The following is a 20264-nucleotide window of genomic DNA, read 5'->3' as shown; positions in this document are numbered from 1 at the left end:
TCAAAAACACATATTATTTTGAGCAAACCAATCCATCCGAAGAATAATAATACCTCAAAACAGCTCTTCTAAAAAAACATAAGAAACAATAAAAACATACAAATTAAAATATTTTACAACCTAGAGGAATATAATCTGAATGGAAGCCCTAAACTTTTATGCATCTATGTAAATCACTTGTATGAACGCTTCTCCAGTACAAAAGAAAAGGTATCTCAATCACAAAAAGATTGCTATCTTTCAATATCAGCTATTTTAAAATATCATATCTCTCTAAATAAACTAACCGCTACATGCAGAATAACACCCTTTAGATATCATTCACTTCTTTGAGAAATCACCCCACAATTTATACGCATTCTCCGTGGATTTTGTAAAATTACACAAAGATCACAATCAAAAAAACGTTAGATACCACAAATTTTGCACGCAACACCCTAACGCCTCTCAAAAAAGCATTTCAAAAACAATACGACATGCCTTTTGCCCACATGCATCAAGAAAGGAGACATTTTTGCAAATACAAAAGTTCCTTTATTTAAGAATCGAGAAAACTCCGCAATTTGCGTGAACGACTAGGATGTTTCAATTTACGAAGCGCCTTTGCTTCAATTTGACGAATACGCTCTCTAGTTACCGAAAATTGTTGACCAACTTCTTCCAATGTGTGATCGGTATTCATCCCGATACCAAAACGCATCCGCAACACACGTTCTTCGCGTGGTGTAAGAGAAGCAAGGACGCGCGTTGTCGTATCCCGTAGATTAGCCTGAATAGCTGCATCAATGGGCAATAATGCATTCCTATCCTCGATAAAATCACCCAAATGGGAATCATCTTCATCACCAACAGGCGTTTCAAGTGAAATAGGTTCTTTTGCAATTTTAAGAACCTTTCTTACCTTTTCTAATGGCATAGAAAGCTTGCTAGACAATTCTTCTGGTGTGGGTTCACGCCCAATTTCATGCAAAATCTGGCGCGATGTACGTACAATTTTGTTAATGGTTTCAATCATATGAACAGGAATACGAATCGTGCGTGCCTGATCAGCAATTGAGCGGGTAATTGCTTGACGAATCCACCATGTGGCATAGGTCGAAAATTTATAACCACGCCGATATTCAAATTTATCCACGGCTTTCATCAAACCAATATTGCCTTCTTGGATAAGATCAAGAAACTGCAAACCACGATTAGTATATTTTTTTGCAATTGAAATCACCAGACGCAAATTAGCTTCTACCATTTCTTTTTTAGCAATAGTTGATTCGCGTTCGCCCTTCTGCACCTGTGTAACAATCCGGCGAAATTCACTAATAGAAATAGCAGTTTCTTGGGCAAGATTCTGTATTTCGCTACGCAATCTTTGAATTTCTTTTGCTTCACGCATAGAAAACTCTTGCCATCCTATTCCTGGCAAAGTTGCAATATAATTTATCCAATCTGCATCCAATTCACGACCTTGGTATTCTTTTAAAAAATCCTCGTGACCAATGCCATAACTGTTAGCAATTCGTTTCAATTTTCCTTCATTATGAATCAATCTTTTATTGATATCATAAAGCTGCTCAACCAAAGATTCGATACGGTTTTGATTCAAAGAGAGAGATTTTACTGCTTGAATCAACTCACCCTTTAATTGAATGTATTTTTTCTTCTGCGAAGGTGACAGAGCACCTTCTTTCCGCTCTGCTAAACTGCTTTCAACATGCTGATCTTGTAATTTTCGCAATTTTACATAGGTTTGAGCGATAAAATCCAATGTTTCCATGACTTGAGGACAAAGTTCATTTTCCATTGCAGCAAGTGACAAGTTAACATCATCCTCATCTTCCTCATCATCCTCAACACCTCTATCTGGGATAATCCCCTCGATATTGCGCGTACCAGCAGATGTCTTCTCTTCTTTTATCTTATCAACTTCACTCCGTTCAATAAAAGGGGCCTGCTTCGCTTCTGGACCAGCATAAGTCATTTCAAGATCAATGATTTCACGAAGAAGAATACGCTGCTCTTTTAATTCTTCTCGCCAGATAATGAGAGCTTGAAAAGTCAAAGGACTCTCACAAAGACCCGCAATCATTGTCTCACGCCCTGCTTCAATACGCTTAGCAATGGCAATTTCGCCCTCTCGCGAAAGCAGCTCAACAGCTCCCATCTCCCGCAAATACATACGTACCGGATCATCAGTACGATCTGTTACCTCACGCTTATTTGTTGTCGTTGCAATTGCGTGACTAGAGGCCTCTACTAAATCGCCCCCCTCTACTGTTATTTCTTCATCATAATGTTCAGAATCGACTTCATCTTCATCGTCCACGACATTAATCCCCATCTCGGAGAACATAGCCAAGATATCTTCAATTTGTTCAGATGTAACTTCATCAGAAGGAAGAACTGCATTCAGTTCATCCATTGTCACATAACCATTCTTTTTGGCAAGTTTAACCATTTTCTTGATGGCATCATCAGAAAAATCAAGAAGAGGACTATCCAAACTTGCTTGGCTTGTTACTTCTACGTTATCTTTCTGTTTAACCTTTGTTGCCATACCATAACTCCACCTGAGCACTCCACAGCTTTCATGTGACCAACTTTTCGCGTTCTCACTTAAGCGTACTAACAGTTTCCTATAATATACCTCCTCTTGGAGAAGATTACCATTTGAAAGACTACATTTTGTATACACCCTTCATTCACACAAAAACGCGGGAAAACCCCAGAAGTTTCCCCGACACCTCTCAGCCTTTCTGAGATAATCTCTGTACCCTATAGTAAGAACCAATTTCCCGCTTTTCCTAAAATTCAGTCGTTATTCTTTATAAAAACATCGCTTTATATAACTTCTTCATACTAAGCCTTAGGTGACTGATTCGCATCAAAAAAGCGAATCATTTTATTGTATCTTGCTTATTCCCGTCTATTTTTTCATCTAACCAACTTCCAAATCCTTCAATTAATGCTTCTGTCGCTTGCATCTGCTCTATATCACTTTTTATTTCACGAAACAGATCAAAAACCTCACTGTTAGGATTTTCTACCAGTTGCTCTTCAATATCTTGTAGTCTCTTATGTAGGTGGTATTCTTGAAGATGCAAGTAGACAGCCTGTTTTAATATAGCACGAGCATCTTCAATAGGTGCCCCCATAAAGACCGTACGCATACCAATATTTTGCACAAGATGTTTCATACGTTCCAACAGCCCTTTGTGTCCTCTTGCTTCTAAAAGAGCAACCATTGTCTCCTTATCATGAAGCTGTTGATTGCCAAGAATTTCTAACATAGACTGATGAAAACATACCAATTGTGTATTTTGTAATTCCAACTCAGCCAAAATTTCAAAATTTTCATACCACAATTCAGGATAGTAAGCTAAAAGCAATAAAATAACGGCCTCGCGCAGAGGAATCGATTGCGAAGAGTGGCGCACGATGTTGGAGTTTGCCAAAACGGAAAAAGATTGATCTTTAAATATTCTATTGTGGGGAGACTGCTGATACCGTTCTGTAGATTTTTTTTTCGAAAAAAAGAGACGAAAAAAATCAAAAAGCCGTTTTTTTACATCCTGTAAATAATAACGACGTATATCTTCATCCTTAATGGTGAAAATTTGCTGTTTCAATTGTTTTTCCAGTGCCGCTCGTGCCTCTGGAGTTTCAAAGTTTTTTCCATAAGTAGAACGCCACCATAAAAGCTCAATCAATGGAATTGCTTTTTGTAAAAAAGAAGAAAAAAGTTGTCCACCACCAGCAGAAATAATTTCATCAGGATCTTTACCTTGCGGCAACAAGACAAAGCGTACCGATACCCCTGCCTTCAAGAGGGGCAACACGCGATCAGCAACACGAAAGGCCGCCTTTAAACCAGCGTCATCTCCATCAAAACACAAAATAGGATCAGAATCCATCTGCCATAAAAGTCCAATTTGCGCTTCTGTTAATGCTGTCCCTAAAGGTGCTACCACCCCCTCAAAACCAGCTTTAGTTAGCGCAATGACATCCATATAACCTTCAACCACAAGGATTGAACGAACTTTTTCACCACCAACAAAGCAGCTATTTTTACGAGCTTCTGCTGCATTGTAAAGCATATTTCCTTTATGAAACAGCACCGTTTCAGGGCTATTAAGATATTTTGCCGGTGTATCTTTCTCTAATGCACGTCCTCCAAAAGCCACCACACGTCCGCGTAAATCTGCAATAGGAAACATAATACGATTTCTAAATCGATCATAAGAAGCCGTATTATCTTCAGCCAATTTGAGAAGCCCACAATCTTCCATTTGCTTAGTAGAAATACCACGAGCACCTAAAGCTTCTTTTAAAGCTGTACGTCTTATTGGAGCAAAACCAATGCGAAAACGTTCTGCGATCTTTGGCGTTACACCACGTGCATCAAGATAACGACGTGCTTGCATCCCTTCTTTATCATATAAACTCTGTTGAAAAAAATCCGTGGCTATTCTCATAACGTCATAAAGATCAGCCTTTTCCATCTGACGTTTATGATTTTGTGAATCAAAAACAGGGAGCTTTACCCCTGCCAAATCAGCCAAACACTCTACACTTTCTGAAAAGTGCAATCCATCAAGTTCACAAAGAAAAGTGAAAATATCGCCACTTATACCACAACCGAAACAATAATAGCGACCTTTACGATCATCACAATGAAAACTGGGCGTTTTTTCACCATGAAATGGGCAACAACACCAAAAATCTCCTCGCGAAGGCTTGCTTTTTTGAGGATCAAACACCACCCTTTGTCCAATAACTATTGAAATTGGTAATCTTGCGCGGAGCTCATCAAGGAAATCAGGTGGAAAGCGCATTATCTCTCACAAAGTTTTAAAATTCTTTTTTGCATATTTAATGACTTTAGAGCATAATTCCAAGACTTCCCCTTAAGCGGTTAAAAGATTAAGTTCTAACCGCATATTTTTCAGAAATGGAGAATGAAAAAGTGATCAAATTTCTTATTCAATATCCACTGCTAGAATCTATTGCTTGGCTTATTATCCTTATCATTATTGCGCTTTTAGTCAATTTTTTAGCACGAAACCTTCTCTTTCACGGAGCAAAACGGCTTTCTTCTCTTCTTCCCCCAAAAACAACTGTTGATATTGAAAATACCATTCATTACGTAGCGAACATTGTTGCGGCCCTTACTCTCTCCATTGGTATTAATTTTATTCCAACACTTCCCTCAACATTCAGCACGATTATAAGCAATGTCGCAAATGCCTTCATTATTTTTGTTGTTGTCTTAGCTATTTCTTCTTTTCTTAACATTATTAATATTCTTTATGAACAACAGCCAACAGCACGGTTAAAACCAATAAAAGGTTATATTCAAATCGCTAAAATTGCCCTTTTTACTGTAGCGGCAATTCTAATGGTAGCCACATTAGTTGACCGCTCTCCCCTTATTCTCTTATCCGGTCTTGGCGCAATGGCTGCTGTCCTCATGTTAATTTTCCAAGATACCTTGCTTTCTCTCATTGCAGGTATTCAAATTTCATCTACCGATATGGTACGCGTCGGTGATTGGATTGAAATTCCCAGTCTTAATGTAGATGGTGATGTCACTGAAATCGCACTTCACACTGTTAAAGTACAAAATTTTGATAAAACAATCACAACTGTGCCTATCCGTAAGCTGGTAACGGATCCTTTCAAGAATTGGCGTGGCATGCAAGAAGCCGGTGGACGACGCATTAAACGATCCCTCTTCATTGATCAGTCAACTATTCGTTTTCACACAGAAGAAGAACAAGAATACCTTTCCCGATTTAATTTGTTAGAAAATTATTTCACACAAAAAATACCAGAAATTACTGAATGGAATACACAATTAGATAAGAATCACGATGTGTTAGCCAATACCCGCCGTTTAACCAACATTGGAACTTTCCGTGCTTATGTTGTTGCTTATCTAAAAAAACATCTTTATATCGAACAAAATATGACCCTTATGGCACGGCAATTACCCCCTACCCCAAATGGTTTGCCCTTGGAAATCTATTGTTTTACCAACACAACCGTTTGGCTAGAATATGAAAAAATTCAAGCTGATATTTTTGACCACCTTTACTCCATTCTTCCTAGTTTTGGTTTAAAGATTTTTCAAAATCCAAGTGGCTATGATTTTCGTCATGTATTAGAAGCGAAAGACACCTAAAACGATAAACACAATTTATCAATTTTTTAGATCAACCGTATTTATAACAACAAAGAAAGAAAAAGTATCATGAATGGTTCATTGGTACTCCTTCATCTTGCAGGCGCTATTTCTTTACTTCTTTGGGCTACACGCATGGTACGCACAGGCGTTGAGCGGGCCTATGGAGATAAGCTTAAATACAAAATGCGTTATGTCATTTCAAAACCATTCTTTGCTGTAAGTTTTGGACTTTTTTCAGCAATGGTCTTACAAAGCTCTACAGCAATAACATTGCTTGTTGGTTCTTTTGTTGAATCTGGTTTTGTCTCTGGATTAGCAGGACTTATGGCTGTGCGTGGAGGAGAATTAGGCTCAGCGTTCGTTGTCAAAATTCTCTCTTATGATCTTACAATTGTTGTGCCCTTATGCCTTTTAATCGGCACTTGTATCTTCATGACGACTGAAAAACGTGATTGGCGTCAAATAGGACGTATTGTTATTGGTATTGGCCTTTTGATTTTATCTTTACAAATGATAAGCACGGCGACAGCACCTTTACGCGAGAGCGAAATTTTGCCTAGCATCATTCGTTATCTTTCAACCGATCCCCTTTCTTCTTTCTTACTAGCGGCCGTATTGACTTATCTTTTGCATTCATCCATCGCAGGAATTATTTTGCTGGTCAATTTTGCCAATTATGATCTTATCCATGCTCAACTATGCGTTATCATGGTCCTTGGCGTCAACTTTGGTTCTTCTCTTATAGCACCACTTTTAACACGCAGTGCCTCTCCTAATACCCGTCTTGTTCCCTTGGGAAATTTACTCATGCGTGGAGCCGGTTCAATCGTTGTCCTTATCTTATTTCTCTTCTTCCAACCACCTATCGCATGGCTTGGTCATGACGCCTCTTCTCAAGTGATCAACGCCCATATCATTTTCAATATTTTCATTCTTTTTGCTGGAATACCACTCTCGAAATGGGTTTTAAAACTGACCACTAAAATTGTTCATTTGAGTACAAAAAAAACGCAAACCGATAAAACACTTAATTTATCTCATCAAACAGCTCTTGATGATAGCGTTCTTGAACGCCCGACTTTAGCACTTTCAAATGTCATGCGTGAAGTCATCCATATTTGCGATCTTGTAGATATCATGCTAGAAAAAATCATGGGACTTTATGAAAAACCCGATTCTGATATCATCCGTGAACTCAATCAGCTAAATACTATATTGGATAAAAAGCATATAGCAATCAAACTTTATCTCGCACGATTAGCTGGACAAAAACTGTCTGATGAAGAAGCACTTCAAACACAAGAACTTTTAGGTGCGTGTATAAAATTGGATCAAGCTGGAGATATTATTATTCATAATATGCTTATGCTCGTTAAAAAGAAACAACAAAAAGGTTTACAATTCAGTAGCGAAGGATGGAATGACCTCCTTAGTTTCCACTCCATTGTTCTTGCCAATGCGCATATTGCCTTTAACGTCCTTGTCTCGCGTGACACACATACCGCGCATTTACTGGTACAGAAAAAAGATCAGCTGCGAAATTTAGAAAAAGAGATGAGTCTAAAACATTTTAAACGTCTTCGTGAAGGGGATCTCAAAAATGTAGAATCATCCAGTCTTCATCTTGATACGGTAAGGGATCTAAAACAAATTAACTCCCTTTTAACCTCAATGATCTACCCAATTTTAGAAGCACAAGGACTTCTTCAAAGTTCTCGCCTACGCAATCCTGCTGAGCAACAAACAAGCAAATCTTAATTCAAAAAATGAAAAAGAAATTACATTGATTATGAATTGTGAACATTTAAATATTTGAGCCTAATCAAATGCTTTTGTAAAAAACGCATCACTTCATAGTATCATTATCAATGAAAAAGCCTACAAAACTACAATCGTCTATAAAATTGCAATGCTGATATCAATATTTTGAGAAGTTCAGCCTCCGTAGTGTTTTATAAAGAATAAAATAATCATATCGTTTAAAAGTCTTAAGCATGATTTACTTTTATATTATCAATATCTTATGATACATCTATTTTGTGTATTCCTTAAGCTAGCCTATTTTCATTTTCTACAAAACGAGTAGTAAAAATCATCAAGAAACATCCTAACTAATATAGACCGAATACTGGTAAAATACTGTTATAGATATTATTTTATATAAAATAATTGCTAATTTCAGCAATTTTTAGTATTATGATAAAAATAATCTGTATTTATGCCATAGAGATAACATTTTACGCACAAGATATTCATGTGAGTTGAAAAACAGTAAAGAAAAAGTATAACAAAATTTCCAGAGAAATATCCCCTCATCAAGCAAAGAGGGAGTCTTGAACTTCGCAAAGCTTACTCTAATTAGAACTAACAGTCTAGATTTAGACAAAGGAGGGTATAATGGAAGACGCGAATATTGGCTGGATTGCAGCTATTATTATCGGCGGCCTAGCGGGGTGGGCTGCACAATATCTTATGAAAAGCCAAACGGGAGTGTTCCTAAATATTATTTTAGGAATTATTGGTGCCGCATTAGCGAGTTTTCTTTTTGGTCTTTTAGGAGTAAGCTTTGCAGGTTGGTTTGGCTATCTTATTTCAGGTTTTATAGGAGCCTGCATTCTGATATGGATAGGACAACAAATTCGATCATAAGGCATTTTTAAGTGCCTTTTGGTGCAAAACAAAATAGTTAAAATATTTCCGCAATAACTTAAAAAGTTATAGCGAGGGGAAGTGGTGGTTAGATGCTTAAGCTGCGCTCTTTTGCATCGCCATCATGATGTTGTTAAGCGAAAAACAACACAGTTTTTACAACACAACATCCCTAACCAATATACTCTACAGCCCATTTACAGTGTGAAGAACACTGCCATTATTTATGTGGTAATATTGGCATAATTTCTTCACAATGCACATATCTGTTTTTAATATCTCATTGTTTTAATATCTGATTGCCTCAATAGCTTATCGAGGTTTAAAATTTTGCTAAGTAAATATACCAACCACTATGAAAGCTTCAATTATCTTACTATAAAACGAGCGCAATCGTTTCATCATTAATTATAAAAAATAACCACGATGCTCCAAAGACCTATAGCATAACATCTAACTTCTCTGCATTCCACCAACGCAATCATTTTATCAGAAAACTAAAATAATTTTTTTGAATTTTGTAAATAATAAGGAAACTTTTCCTAATATCAATGGAAATAAAACTAAGAGTATAAAGAGGATATCCTTCTCATTTTCCTTTCATTTTCTTTGTTCTTATCTTCTCGGTTTCACGCATTATAGATATTAAAATTCCGTCTACAACATACTTTCATAAAATATCTTTTCTAATATCCCTTGCTGAAATTTTTCTTTTCTCTTCTCGCTTAAAATCTTGCTGCTTTAGCATTTTCACATTACAATGGAAAACATCTGTTTATATCATCCTAGTGTAATATCATACGAAATACAATTTGAGATGTGGAGTGAAGAAATGTCTAATTTGAGAGATTCCATCATCCCACCTCTAAAATGGCTCTCTGATCAAGATCCTCTTGTACCAGAAAATATCCGTAACTGGCTCATGGAGCTTGGTTCGATGACACTTCGATTAAAAAAACACTGTACCAACATACGTATTGAACCACAACGTGAGTGTTTTATCACGCGAGATAAATTGCAAGATGAGGCAGAGCATTTGCCTCTGAGTGCACGTTACTGGCTACGTGAAATCATATTGATGGGAGATAATCAACCTTGGCTTCTTGGTCGTACTGTAATCCCCCAAGAAACCCTCCTCGAACAAAACCAAGAACTGCTGCATTTGGGCACGACACCATTAGGGTATTATTTATTTAACAGTGGCAAATTGACCCGCGATTACATTCACATCGGCCAACAAGGGACACTCTGGGCACGCCGCTCTCGCTTGCGATTAACAGACAAACCATTGTTACTTACCGAACTGTTTTTAACAGCTTCACCACTCTACATACCAAATCCTATATAAATATAGCAAGTACCACCCTTCTTTACCATGCTCAATTTATTGATTTTACATGCCTTGTTTAAGAAAGGAGAAGCGCATTTTTCAACTTGTTTGAACAGCATATTACCAATAAGGATTTCATTTTTGCGATGCTGTTTGAATCATCTTAACACAAAAATAATTGCAGCTTAAAAAACAAGTGTTTTTAAAAATTTTCTTACTTCATCATAATCACCAAAACACAACGCAAACGCACCCTTTATTAGCTGTGAATAGAGCACCTGTATTTAAATAACATATGAAAGAATCATTTCCTTTTCAAATGCAGTATCCCTCAACAAAAAAATCTCTAAAATATTCCAAAAAGCAACAACACATCCCTCCCCCACCAAACCAAACACATATATGAAATCTTTGTTCTAAATAGCTTATTTTCTCCAAAAGCTTCTGTATTAAAGATAATAAAAACTTTGTAAAAAGTGAAAACACTTCTTAATCCTTGTGATGAAATTAAATACTATAAAGGAAAATAGAATCTCTATAGAAAAAGGCGTTCTTTCTCTCCTATCAGTAAAAAGAAATACAAACTTGTTTATTTCAAAACAATTCTTCGTGATAATTTTTATGGAAGAATGTTGCGTATCAATATATTCTTCATACGTTCTCTACACGAAACAAACTGCTGGGAATAAAAAGCACACACCAATCCAATCTTCTTCGTAAATTGATAAGATTTATCTTTAATTTTTACAACACTATTATACACTTCAGAAAAACTTATCTGCTCCCCATAACGCTTCTAGAATCATACTACAGTTCTACCGATAACACAGAGCTTTTCTTCGGCTATTATCCATAACAAAACTTCACAAATTACTCAGGAAATTTTGCTTTCTTCAAATTCATACAGAGGGAATACACCTATAATTTTCATTTCCGCGTATTTTTCTCTACCAATTTGAAGTAACAAGATTTTTATAAATGTACCTTTCTCCCTCGCATTATTCAAACATTTCAGCCCAAACAAATGGTATCGAATGATTATCCACTTCTAGATTTCCTTTCCCACGATTAATATTATAATCTCTCACCACAGCATACATAAAACAATGTTAGCAAAAGATGCATCACCTTAAGCACTCAAAGCATTTTGAATACTGTACCAATTGTATTATTCAACATAAATTTATCATCAAAGATTATTCAAAAAGATAAACACCCCCCAACCAATTTTCATATGCCTTACAATGCATAAAAAAATAATGAGCATCCAAGCCTTGGAAAATCTAAAACAGGACTTTACCTCTTGAAAGAATATACCTATACTCTCTGTTCTAAGTAGAACACTCAAGAATAATATACACAACAGTTGTTATGGTTGTGCTTTTTATGTAACGTTGATCATTATACCTTTCAGAAAATAAATTATGGATGCATACTATGGCGCAAACTGTCACATCTCTTAATCCTTGGAGTGTAAACAAACCTACAGCCCTCTTAGTATTAGCCGATGGAACTGTTATTGAAGGTAAAGGAGCAGGTGCTATAGGTATTGCTGAAGGTGAGGTATGTTTTAACACCGCTATAACAGGCTATGAAGAAATCCTCACAGATCCATCCTATACGCAACAAATCATTAATTTCACCTTCCCTCATATAGGAAATGTCGGAACAAATAGTGAAGATATTGAGGATCTCACTCCTCCCAACTGTCATGGTGCGGTTGGTGCCATTTTTAAGGCAGATATTACCCACCCCTCTAACTACCGTGCCAATGAAGACTTTAATAAATGGCTCAAAGCGCGTAAAATTGTTGCACTTTGTGGTATTGATACACGCGCACTAACCATTCTTATTCGTGAAAAAGGTGCGCAAAATGCTGTTATTGCACATAATCCTGAAGGGAGTTTTGATATTCCTTCTTTGCACAAGCGCGCAAAAAAATGGTCTGGTCTTGTCAATCTCGACCTTACAAAAGAAGTTACATCCATATCATTAAGGCAATGGGATGAAAAACCATGGGTATGGAATAAAGGATATAGTACAAATACTGTACATAATCTTCACATCGTTGCCATCGATTATGGTATTAAACGTAATATTCTGCGTCTTATGGCGACACAAAATGCACGTGTTACTGTTGTGCCCGCACAAACAAGTGCAGAAGAAATTCTAACAATGAAGCCTGATGGTATTTTTCTTTCCAATGGACCAGGTGACCCAGCTGCTACAGCACAATACGCTATTCCAACAATTAAAACATTGATTGACCGCAATCTACCACTGTTCGGTATATGTCTTGGGCATCAACTTCTTGCTCTCACGGTTGGTGCAAAAACTGTAAAAATGCACCAAGGGCATCATGGTGCCAATCATCCTGTTAAAGATCTTAACACTGGAAAGGTTGAAATTGTCTCAATGAACCATGGTTTTGCTGTAGACGCGACATCTTTACCGCAACATGTTCAAGAAACACATATTTCCCTTTTTGATGGTTCAAACTGTGGCATTCGAATCATTGGAAAACCGGTTTTTTCTGTTCAATACCACCCAGAAGCTTCTCCTGGTCCCCAAGACAGCCACTATCTCTTTCAACATTTCTGTGATCTTATTATGGACTATAAAAAAATAGCTTAATGGAAATATTGACCCCCTTAGATTTTTTACCTCAAATTGTATTTTCTTGCTAGCCACATGCCAGCTCCGCTCATGCCGCACAAGAAAGTGATTTTGATTGCTTCAACATAGGAAAGATTTGAAATGAGAAAACTTTACGATATTGGAAGCTCTCATTCAACATATAAAACAATGAATTATCTTTATAAGTCAATGTTGTGTAGTCTACTACAGACATTCCAACAGACAACGCACTCCAATCTTAACAATTTTTCGCAATGAATGTCCAAATACTGAACCATACAGTTTCAGAAAACCAATAAAGAAAAAGACTAACAACACCAAGAAATAGTTGGATATTGCCTTAGTAGTAAAAAAGCACCTAAAAAATTTGCACATTTAATATCAAAAGAGCCCCGTTCCCTATAGAAAAACTCTATTCTATCAGATCTCTTCATATAACAGCATAGAAATTATTTTTTGTCTTATGCAAACAAACATTGTGCAGATAAAGCATGAAAAATCTCAATAAAAAGACAGAATTTTTCATACTTAAAACATTATAAGACGGTAGATGATCCATTGCAAAGCTGAAGCTGTTAAAGCAGCAGATGAGCCACATTTCTCTTGCCAATATTGCCACTTTCAAGAAGCATAGCTAAATGTTAGAGATTAGCTTATCATCTATAAAAACTGAAATCTCTTCGTGCGATTTCTCCATCCATGAAAATGCTCTAAAGTTAAAGAATGCATTGTAAAAACAATTTGTCATCTCAAAAAGCTCGTCACACTTCAAACACAACACAAAATTTTGTATATAAATGTAAATTTATATAAAAGTAATGAAAATTTTTATTTCATACGCATAAGTATTTTTCTTCAAAAACAAAACATATCACAGAAACATAATTAGATCATATGCAAATTGTGTACTCTCAAGCACCGTGATCATATTTATACTATAATTGAAGTTATTATATGCTATCATGAATCTCATGATAATTATGATCAACATAAGGAAACATCACTTTCCATAACGACGAGCTGGTAAGCTATTAATTCAAAAATGATGCATAAAATACGAAAAATATTCCTATTAGTTTCAATCTTAATCTTGGCTACCGGATGTGATATTCAAGTTTCTGATACGAATAAAGATATTGCAGAAAATAAAGTGGAGACACAACAAAAGACCAGAGTAGACTTGGACTCGTATACTTTAGAGAAACTAAATGAGCTTCTCAAAAAACGCTCACAAGCAAACCACCAAGAAAGAGGTGAAATGATTGGCTCACTTTCTGAAACCTTTTTAGGAACACCATATCAGGCAAACATGTTACATGGCTCAGAAAATACACCGGAAAAACTGATTATTGACTTTAGAGGTTTAGATTGCTTCACTTATCTGGACTATGTTGAAGCGTTACAGAAATCAACATCACAAACAGAATTCATAAATAATGTCATACGAACACGTTATGTTGATGGTAACATTAGTTTTTTAAATCGGAAACATTTTTTTACTGACTGGGCTTATAGAGAATATAAACTCGCCACTGACATTACTGCCCAAATAAGCCCTAACGCAGTTAGCACTGAAAAATATCTCAATAAAAAAGCTGATGGTGGAAACTATCTTCTCGGACTTCCCATTGTTAAACGCAATATAACCTATATCCCAAGCAACTTTATTGATGAAGAGGTTATAAGCCATTTACAAACGGGTGATTTCATTGGTATTTACACCGAACTCTCTGGATTAGATGTAACGCATGTAGGTTTCTTTATCATGACAGATCATGGCCCTATGTTACGGAATGCTTCCTCACGAAAAGAGAATAAAAAGGTGATTGACTCGCCTTTTATGGATTATGTCGCAAAAACACCAGGAATTATCGTTTTAAGAGCTCTCCAATAATCTGTAAAGCATTCCCTATTATTGCCAATAACTGTACTGAAATTATTAAGTTAAATAGTAAAACTTGTGTAATTTATACAAATAAAATATTTTTTAATTATATCCGTATTGATAAAATAGTAATTTATTATTAGTTTTCAATCATAATATTAATAATTATGCTTATAAAGAGCATATAAATTTACAAATAATACTTTAAAATTATAATTTATCACAAAATATCAAATCATAATTATAAATATTTAAGTCAAAATTAAATAAGTTATATTTATTGCATTGTATAGTGTAAAAGTTTTATTATATTAAGTTCTACTATCATATAACAACTTAATTATATTTCATTATAAATTTTCCTTTAATATTTAATATTTTCTCTATATCATAGTTTTAAAAAAGCTTATACTCTTACTACTCATATAAAGTTGATCATCCTGTAAAGAAGCTATTAATCTCCAACTCTATGAGAAAAAAAACATGGAAAAGACATTTTAGTACTTACTTTCTTTGTCACTTCACCTATAAAACTATTTTAGCCTTAAAATTTAACTGTCTGCCGCAACCGCATACGGATATTTATCATAGGAAAAAACCATGCCAAAACGTACAGATATAAAATCTATTCTTATCATTGGAGCAGGACCTATTGTTATTGGACAGGCATGTGAATTTGACTATTCAGGCACACAAGCCTGTAAGGCGTTAAAAGAGGAAGGTTACAAAATTATTTTAGTTAACTCTAATCCTTCTACCATTATGACAGATCCAGATTTAGCTGATGCAACTTATATTGAACCCATTACTCCTGAAATTGTTGCACAAATTATTGCTCGAGAACGTCCCGATGCCCTTTTACCGACCATGGGAGGACAAACGGCCCTTAATACTGCTTTATCATTAAAGCGTATGGGAATTTTAGACCGCTATCATGTTGAAATGATAGGGGCAAACGCTGATGCAATTGATAAAGCAGAAGATCGTGCTTTATTTCGCCAAGCGATGGAAAAAATTGGTTTAGAAACGCCACGTTCTATGTTAGCCAATGCAACGGAACTTAAAGAAGAAAATCGCCAACTACATGCAAAGGCGCGCGATGAACTTAAAGAAAAACTGTCTGGTGATGCACTTGATCAAGCACTAGAAGAGCTTGAGCGGGATTGGCGACAAACAGAGGCTGATCGTAAACAACATTATATCGCACATGCAACGGCAAAGGCAGTTCAAGCGCTTGATATTGTTGGTCTTCCAGCGATTATTCGTCCTTCATTCACTCTTGGTGGTACTGGTGGTGGTATTGCTTACAACCGCTCTGAATTTTATGAAATCATTGAACGAGGACTTGAAGCTTCACCTACCACAGAAGTTTTAATTGAAGAAAGTGTTTTGGGATGGAAAGAATATGAGATGGAAGTTGTTCGCGATAAGAACGACAACTGTATTATTGTTTGTTCCATTGAAAATATTGATCCTATGGGTGTTCACACTGGTGATTCGATCACTGTAGCCCCTGCCCTCACCTTAACGGATAAAGAATATCAATCTATGCGCAATGCTTCCATTGCCGTTCTGCGTGAAATTGGTGTTGAAACGGGCGGGTCTAATGTACAGTTTGCTGTTAATCCTGAAAATGGCCGCCTTATTGTTATTGAAATGAACCCTCGTGTTTCCCGCTCTTCAGCGCTTGCTTCAAAAGCAACTGGTTTTCCCATTGCTAAGGTAGCGGCGAAACTAGCCATTGGCTACACACTTGATGAATTAAAAAATGATATTACGGGCGGTGCAACACCAGCATCTTTTGAACCTTCTATTGACTATATTGTTACGAAGATTCCTCGTTTTGCCTTTGAAAAATTTCCTAGTTCATCTCCTATCTTAACAACTGCGATGAAATCTGTAGGGGAAGTAATGGCAATTGGACGCACTTTTCAGGAATCTCTGCAAAAAGCGCTCCGTGGACTTGAGACGGGTCTTACCGGTCTTGATGAAATTGTCATTCCAGAACATGCTGAAGGTGATGAAAAGAGTTCCATACGCTCTGCCATTGCAATCCCCAGTCCTGATCGTCTGCGCTACATTGCCCAAGCAATGCGCACGGGCTTGCCCTTAAATGAAATTCATCAAATTAGCAAAGTTGATCCATGGTTTTTAGAGCAAATAGCCTCCATTGTTGAAATGGAACAGCGCATCCGCACCTATGGATTGCCCAAAGATGCAAATAATCTACGCATGTTAAAAGCCATGGGGTTTTCAGATGCGCGTTTAGCCACCCTTACGGGACAAGAACCAAATGATATTGCAGCTTTACGTAAAGCGCTCAATGTTAACCATGTTTTCAAACGGATTGACACTTGTGCGGCTGAATTTTCTTCTCCCACAGCCTATATGTATTCGACGTATGAAGTTCCCTTTGCAGGTATAGAGCACTCAGAAGCACAGGTTTCTGAACGCAAAAAAATTGCCATTTTAGGTGGCGGACCAAACCGTATTGGACAAGGCATTGAATTTGATTATTGTTGCTGCCATGCTGCTTTTGCACTCCGTGAGGCAGGTTTTGAAGCTATTATGATTAATTGTAATCCTGAAACCGTCTCGACTGACTACGATACCTCCGATCGTCTTTATTTTGAATCTTTAACAACAGAAGATGTTATTGCTATTTTAGAAACAGAACAGGAAAAAGGCGAATTGGTTGGAGTTATCGTTCAATTTGGTGGGCAAACGCCACTGAAGTTAGCAAGTGCCTTAGAAAAACATAATATCTCCATCTTAGGCACTTCACCTGACGCCATTGATTTAGCAGAAGATAGAGATCGCTTTCAGAAACTGTTATTCAAGCTTAACTTAACACAACCTAAAAACGGTATTGCACATTCAATTGAACAAGCACACAACATCGCCCATGAACTAGGTTTTCCATTGGTTGTTCGCCCCTCTTATGTTTTAGGAGGACGTGCTATGCAAATTATCCGTGATGAACGTGGTTTGCAAAAATATTTGCTTGAGAATGTAACCGAATTGGTTTCAGAAGATATCAAAGCTCGTTATCCAAACGATAAAACGGAACAAATCAATACCTTACTTAATAAGAATCCGCTTTTATTTGATACCTACCTAACCGAAGCCATTGAAGTTGATGTAGATTGCCTATCTGATGGAAAAGAAACATGGGTCGTTGGCATTATGGAACATATTGAAGAAGCCGGTATCCATTCTGGTGATTCGGCGTGTTCTTTACCAGTACATACGCTCTCAAATAAAATCGTCATTGAATTAGAACGTCAAACCAAAGCATTAGCTCAAGCACTTCATGTTCGTGGCTTAATGAATGTGCAATATGCCATTAAAGATGACACAATTTACGTCTTAGAAGTTAATCCCCGTGCTTCACGTACTGTTCCATTCGTCGCAAAAACCATTGGTCGCCCCATTGCTAAAATAGCAGCCCGTATTATGGCAGGAGAAACTCTTCAAAAGGCTCTTGAAGCTTATGGTGGCTTACCTTCTCCTCAACAAAAACCACATATTGCTGTCAAAGAAGCTGTTTTTCCTTTTGCGCGTTTTTCAGGTGTCGATACGCTTCTTGGTCCAGAAATGCGTTCAACCGGTGAGGTTATGGGACTTGATTATGAATTTGCTCTTGCTTTTGCTAAAGCCCAACTTGGAGCCGGTGTTGAACTTCCAAAGGAAGGAATGTTATTCGTTTCCGTGAGAGATGAAGATAAAGAACGTATTTTAAATCCCGTAAAACTTTTAACGAATCTTGGCTTTTCTGTTTTAGCAACAAGTGGAACTCAAAAATTTCTTGTCGAACATAATGTTAAAGCAGAAAAAATTAACAAAGTTCTAGAAGGACATCCTCATATTGAAGATGCTATTCGCAATCGACAAATTCAATTAATTTTCAATACAACCAGCACCCCTAGTGCTATCTCAGACTCCAAATCATTACGCCATGCCGCACTCATGCAAAAAGTCCCCTATTATACAACAATAGCTGGAGCACAAGCTGTAGTAGAAGCTATCAAAGCACTTAAAAACAATTGCTTGGAAGTACGCCCACTGCAAAGTTATTTCTCTTGATTTTTTTACTATAGTAAAAATAAGCAATACATTGATTTGTAATGGTAATTCATTTCTTTTAACTTGAATGAGAGAGCTAATAGCGTAGGATTCTCTCATTTTGAATCTGTCGCTGTTGAATCAATCAAAATTACTTTCTTGCACATTACAAATAGGATGAGCATCTGCATCAAAATTCTTAAAGATAAGAAATAAAAACACCTCTCATAAATCTCGTTTCAGATACCAAGAGCTATTGCAACATTGGGAGCTAATAAAGAGTACGATGATATCAGCTCTCTCCTTCATAAATATAAAGACGGTGGTAGGTTTTACCATTATACCATTCACAGATAGCATCGTGAAATGGGCTTAGATACCTTAATGTCTCTTTAAAACAAGCACGTGAATATTCCCTCTATATTCTCTGGTAACCTTTTATTTGCATAAAATATCGATTAAGGCTTGCTTTTTATCCTAAAGACTTTATATTAAGGTTCATCGAACTTTCGGTTATGTGACTTTCTTTCCTGTGCATTCTGCACTCTCGACGAAACTTCTCCCACCTAATTTCGATCTAAAACCGTATTGAAGGACATATGTGACTTCAATACATAATACAATTATATATTCTAAGGAGTTTCCTATGTCTACAGGAACAGTTAAGTGGTTTAATACAACAAAAGGTTTTGGATTCATTCAACCTAGTGATGGAAGTGCAGATGTCTTTGTACACATTTCCGCTGTTGAACGTTCTGGTTTAAGCAATCTGAACGAAGGGCAAAAAATTTCCTATGATGTTCTTCAAGATCGTCGTTCTGGAAAATTTGCCGCTAGCAATCTTGCTGCGCTATAATTTTTGAAATTCTACTTTGTTCAATAAAAAAACTCGCCTTCCGAGGCGAGTTTTTTATTTTTATATTTTATAAAAAAGTGTTGTTTTTTTTACTTTGCACAATAAGCTAAAATACTCCTGCTCTTCCCTCTAAATCTTTTACAATCACCACGAATGGCTTTTTGCAAAATCTCCAAAAACACCACAGATTACTTGAACCAAAATTTTTCAAACTCTACCAGCCCCCTTAAGCCAAAAGAGAATTGCAAGATAGTATAAGAATCCTACAGAGGAAGTATTTTTTTCTTGAAACGCAAAAATGCATCTGAATTATTGATTTTATTAAAGAAATGTTTGATAGAATACTGTTCTATGCGATAATATATTGTTTCATAAGCATAATTATAGCTTTGCAAAGTGAATAACCGCCCTGAATATCATAAGATTTCCCATTTCAATTGCTTTTATATTGAAACAAAAAACTTTTTCCTGCACATGACCAGAAGAGTTGGCGTATGGATAAGAACGAATAAAGAAAGCAGGAAAAATCTTCTTCATCCCTGATAAATTCACATTCATAATTCTTTGGCAAATTCTCCTAAAATCTAATGCTATTCCCTTTGTCTAACCTGAAAATACATAAATTTATGGATATAATACCTATGAAAAGAAGAAAAATTCA

10 protein-coding genes are annotated in these 20264 nt (G+C 36.4%); 8 read left to right on the top strand and 2 right to left on the bottom strand.

Annotated features, from left to right (window positions below; all coding sequences use genetic code 11):
- Positions 1-538: 538 nt before the first annotated feature.
- Both rpoD and dnaG read right to left on the bottom strand, forming a co-directional pair.
- Entirely contained in the window at positions 539-2551 is a 2013-nt protein-coding gene (rpoD, locus tag ABD917_RS04210) for an RNA polymerase sigma factor RpoD (protein ID WP_345118857.1), read from the bottom strand.
- A gap of 340 nt (positions 2552-2891) precedes the next feature.
- Entirely contained in the window at positions 2892-4829 is a 1938-nt protein-coding gene (gene dnaG, locus ABD917_RS04205) for a DNA primase (RefSeq protein WP_345118856.1), read from the bottom strand.
- A gap of 131 nt (positions 4830-4960) precedes the next feature.
- Between dnaG and ABD917_RS04200 the strand changes: the two genes are divergently transcribed.
- The 8 genes from ABD917_RS04200 (at position 4961) to ABD917_RS04165 (ending at position 19603) form a co-directional block, all read left to right on the top strand.
- Complete coding sequence (locus ABD917_RS04200) at positions 4961-6178, top strand: mechanosensitive ion channel family protein (protein ID WP_345118855.1); 1218 nt, start codon at positions 4961-4963, stop codon at positions 6176-6178.
- 69 nt (positions 6179-6247) lie between these two features.
- On the top strand, positions 6248-7939 hold the full coding sequence (locus tag ABD917_RS04195; protein ID WP_345118854.1) for a Na/Pi cotransporter family protein: 1692 nt from the start codon (positions 6248-6250) through the stop codon (positions 7937-7939).
- A gap of 639 nt (positions 7940-8578) precedes the next feature.
- A complete protein-coding gene (locus ABD917_RS04190) occupies positions 8579-8830 on the top strand; it encodes a GlsB/YeaQ/YmgE family stress response membrane protein (protein ID WP_345118853.1) in 252 nt (83 codons plus the stop codon).
- 832 nt (positions 8831-9662) lie between these two features.
- Entirely contained in the window at positions 9663-10178 is a 516-nt protein-coding gene (gene ubiC / locus ABD917_RS04185; RefSeq protein ID WP_345118852.1) for a chorismate lyase, read from the top strand.
- Positions 10179-11597: 1419 nt separating this feature from the next.
- Entirely contained in the window at positions 11598-12794 is a 1197-nt protein-coding gene (gene carA / locus ABD917_RS04180; protein ID WP_345118851.1) for a glutamine-hydrolyzing carbamoyl-phosphate synthase small subunit, read from the top strand.
- Between the two features lie 1057 nt (positions 12795-13851).
- Positions 13852-14691 (top strand): DUF1460 domain-containing protein, encoded by an 840-nt coding sequence (locus tag ABD917_RS04175; RefSeq protein ID WP_345118939.1) that lies wholly within the window; start codon positions 13852-13854, stop codon positions 14689-14691.
- A 591-nt stretch (positions 14692-15282) separates the two neighbouring features.
- Entirely contained in the window at positions 15283-18768 is a 3486-nt protein-coding gene (gene carB, locus ABD917_RS04170; RefSeq protein ID WP_345118850.1) for a carbamoyl-phosphate synthase large subunit, read from the top strand.
- 625 nt (positions 18769-19393) lie between these two features.
- Positions 19394-19603, top strand: a complete 210-nt coding sequence (locus ABD917_RS04165) for a cold-shock protein (protein ID WP_142416370.1) — start codon at positions 19394-19396, stop codon at positions 19601-19603.
- Positions 19604-20264 lie beyond the last annotated feature (661 nt).

The sequence above is a fragment of the Bartonella pachyuromydis genome, from assembly GCF_039543065.1.
GTDB classification, from domain to species: domain Bacteria; phylum Pseudomonadota; class Alphaproteobacteria; order Rhizobiales; family Rhizobiaceae; genus Bartonella; species Bartonella pachyuromydis.
Note: the sequence above shows the minus strand (reverse complement) of the source record. Positions and strands in the feature narration are given on the sequence as shown.

Bases quoted from the DNA above. Each gene is read 5' to 3' on its own strand.
- ABD917_RS04190 (WP_345118853.1), top strand. From the start codon at position 8,579: ATGGAAGACGCGAATATTGGCTGGATTGCAGCTATTATTATCGGCGGC.
- dnaG (WP_345118856.1), bottom strand. From the start codon at position 4,829: ATGCGCTTTCCACCTGATTTCCTTGATGAGCTCCGCGCAAGATTACCA.
- rpoD (WP_345118857.1), bottom strand. From the start codon at position 2,551: ATGGCAACAAAGGTTAAACAGAAAGATAACGTAGAAGTAACAAGCCAA.
- carB (WP_345118850.1), top strand. From the start codon at position 15,283: ATGCCAAAACGTACAGATATAAAATCTATTCTTATCATTGGAGCAGGA.
- ABD917_RS04165 (WP_142416370.1), top strand. From the start codon at position 19,394: ATGTCTACAGGAACAGTTAAGTGGTTTAATACAACAAAAGGTTTTGGA.
- ABD917_RS04195 (WP_345118854.1), top strand. From the start codon at position 6,248: ATGAATGGTTCATTGGTACTCCTTCATCTTGCAGGCGCTATTTCTTTA.
- carA (WP_345118851.1), top strand. From the start codon at position 11,598: ATGGCGCAAACTGTCACATCTCTTAATCCTTGGAGTGTAAACAAACCT.
- ubiC (WP_345118852.1), top strand. From the start codon at position 9,663: ATGTCTAATTTGAGAGATTCCATCATCCCACCTCTAAAATGGCTCTCT.